Annotated in this window: 2 protein-coding genes; one reads left to right on the top strand and one right to left on the bottom strand. The window is 65.2% G+C overall.

Translation table 11 applies throughout. The features are described 5' to 3' along the window. Positions 1-12 precede the first annotated feature (12 nt). Positions 13-840 carry a hypothetical protein gene (locus FB454_RS34660; RefSeq protein WP_486485508.1) on the top strand — a complete coding sequence of 276 codons (828 nt, stop codon included), beginning with the start codon at positions 13-15 and terminating at the stop codon, positions 838-840. A gap of 282 nt (positions 841-1,122) precedes the next feature. On the opposite strand, the gene FB454_RS34655 is transcribed toward FB454_RS34660, so the two are convergent. Beyond that, positions 1,123-2,097 (bottom strand): hypothetical protein, encoded by a 975-nt coding sequence (locus tag FB454_RS34655; protein WP_013287277.1) that lies wholly within the window; start codon positions 2,095-2,097, stop codon positions 1,123-1,125. Between the last annotated feature and the right edge of the window lie 630 nt (positions 2,098-2,727).

Raw genomic sequence — 2,727 nt, 5'->3', positions numbered from 1 at the left:
ACACAACCGCCCATGATCGACGGTGGCTGCACCCGTTCACACACCACACCAAGCCCCAGCTCAGCCAAGGTCAACATCCCCGGCTGGAGTATTAGCTCTCGGCCGCCGGCTCCCGCGAACCCGACGCACAACCGCCCGGCCGATGTCGAACACACTCCCCAGTTCGCCAAACGAGGCCTTCAGAATTCCCGAACTCACGGCGGACTCGCCGACGTCCTCACCGAAGACCCCGACCTCTACCGCTGGCTGGGCGACAGCAGCGCACAACTCGGCGTACCCATCACCCGCGTCGCGGACGGCCGCACTCCCTGGCAGCTCTTCCACGACGTCCACTACCTCGGCAACAGCCGCATCGCGCCCTGCACCGTCACGCTGAAGATCCGGCCATGCCGACGATGGCTCGACGCCCACGCCGACCCCGCATCCACCACCCTGTACATCGGCCTCGACGCCTCACCCCGCGACCGCCGCCGCGCCCCCGCCATCGCCACCGGCTGGCGCCCCTGGACCAGCCGCTTCCCCCTGCTCGACCCGCCGCAACTCACCAAGCAGGAACAGTTGGACTACGCCCGGCAACTCGGACTACACCCACCACGGCTCTACGACCTCGGCCTACCACACAACAACTGCGGCGGAGCATGCGTCCGCGCCGGCAAACACCACTGGGCGCGGCTGCTCCACGTCCTCCCCGACCACTACGCCGCCGCCGAAGCAGCCGAAAACCAGCTACGCAACCAACTCGGCAACGTCACAATCCTCACCGAACAACGCCAACGACAACGCCACCGGCTCCCCCTGTCCGAACTGCGCCGCCGCCTCACCAGCGGACACCAGCCATGACCTCAACCACCGACACCATCGAAGATCCGACGAATGGCACCGCCACTGGCGCATACCGCGCCCAGCAGCGCGCGACAGCTCCGGCCTAAGCCTGACCGCTACAACGCCACACCGACCGCCTCTATCGCCCACCAATTCGCCCTTGCGGGGAAAATCAAGATGCGGCGGCCGCGCCAAATTAGCCTGACTTCGTCGCACATGTCCCACACTCGACTCAACGACAAGTCGCGGTCGGCTTCCAATCCCTCCTCGACAAGCTGGGCATCATCGACACCATCGCTCTCAGGACCGCAGCACCCACTCCCCGCCGCCAGGCTCCCGTTCGCCCGTCCTAAGGATTCGTCCGTGAGCGCCAAGAAAATCGATCATCACCTGCACCGCACTACCGACATCCCAATCGCCTGGTGCCGCACCACGATGCACAGCGTCGTTGCGAAGGGTATTCAGCCACCGCAACCGGTCGACCGGAACAGCGACCTGAAGGCCCGAGTCCTCAACGATCGCGATGTAGCCGCCGAGAGCTGTCCGCTCGCCGATGCGTCTTTGCTGCCCTTCGGGCAGTTGGTCTCTGTGGCTGCGGACGTGCCGGCCGAGAGCAATCTCAAGAGCGATGGCTGCGTCGATAATCGCGCGCCGATTAGCGCCGCGCCGCTGCGCAGCCCGCGCATCACGGCTGAGCACCTCCTCCAGCGGCGGCTCCAAGCCGTCACGGACGAACCCGAGAATGGCAGCCCACTCCTGCGCGCGCAGTGGACGGACGCGAGGTGTAGTGACCTTGACGCCTAATGCACCATCGTGAGGTGGTTCGATGAATCTCAGCCCTTCGCCGACCGACTCTGCGTCGTAGACACGGTGATTGGGGTCGAGGTCCTGGCCAGTCAGGATCTCAGTCCAGGTACGCACGTCGTCGAACCACTTGTTGATGTATTCACCGAGCTGATGCTCAGGAGTAAACCACGACATGTGGTCGTAGCTCGGGCCCTCGACGTCGGTCACAACCACGCGATGCAGCGCGGTGGCTGGCCGAAGCGACTCGGGAATGAAGGCGCTGTACTCCTGCACCCAGACGACCTGCTCACCGACGTCAGACCGCGACTCGACGCCAGGCACGGGAGGAGGCCCACCCACGGGCGGCCGGCCGTCGGGCATCACGACATTGAACCGGAGCTCACCATAGCCAGTCGGACACGTCGCATCGAGCGCGTCGCACATCACCCAGATGTGCACCGGCAGCTCAAAGATCGCCGTCACCTCCATGCCAATCTCCTTACAACACACCTGGCTGTGGCCCGGTCGCCTCAGCCTGGCCGCCCATTCTCATAGGTCGGGCAGGGTGAGGCAGACCGCCTGCACCGTAGTCGGCTCTGCAACGACAGTTCATCGGAGTACCCGTAACGTCCAATGGCCGGCCCTCACCGTCGGCGATTCGAGACGAGGCGGCTTCCGGAAACAACGCGAACCGGCGAGCTTCACCTGCCCGCTGACGAACTGGACAGCGCGTGGACCAGGCCGTCGAGCACGCAGAGCCGCCAGGACGGCAGCGCTATAGGCTGGTACCGGCAGCCGACAGATACGGTCCCGGCATGAACTAGTCTTCTATCCTCGCGTCCGGGTCTGGTTGCCGCCGTCGCGACCGCGCTCATCAACGGCCTCACGGCTTGGCAACGGCTTCGCGCCGAGGCGAGAGATCGGAAGACCGCATCCCAAGACGAGCACCTTCGTACGGCTGTGGCGGACTTCCTCACCGCCGGTTCCGGCACGACCGGGAGGCCCGGCATGTCATCGACGACTTAGAGCTCCTAACTCTTTAAGCGTTGGAGTCGGCGCCAGCAGATGATGGCGCAGGCGAGAGTGAGGAACGCTTCGTGGATGTCGTCGCGGATCTCC

The sequence above is a fragment of the Micromonospora sp. CNZ297 genome, assembly GCF_007827625.1.
Note: the sequence above shows the minus strand (reverse complement) of the source record. Positions and strands in the feature narration are given on the sequence as shown.

Excerpts from the sequence above, each read along its gene's own strand:
- FB454_RS34660 (WP_486485508.1), top strand. The coding sequence starts at position 13 with ATGATCGACGGTGGCTGCACCCGTTCACACACCACACCAAGCCCCAGC.
- FB454_RS34655 (WP_013287277.1), bottom strand. The coding sequence starts at position 2,097 with ATGGAGGTGACGGCGATCTTTGAGCTGCCGGTGCACATCTGGGTGATG.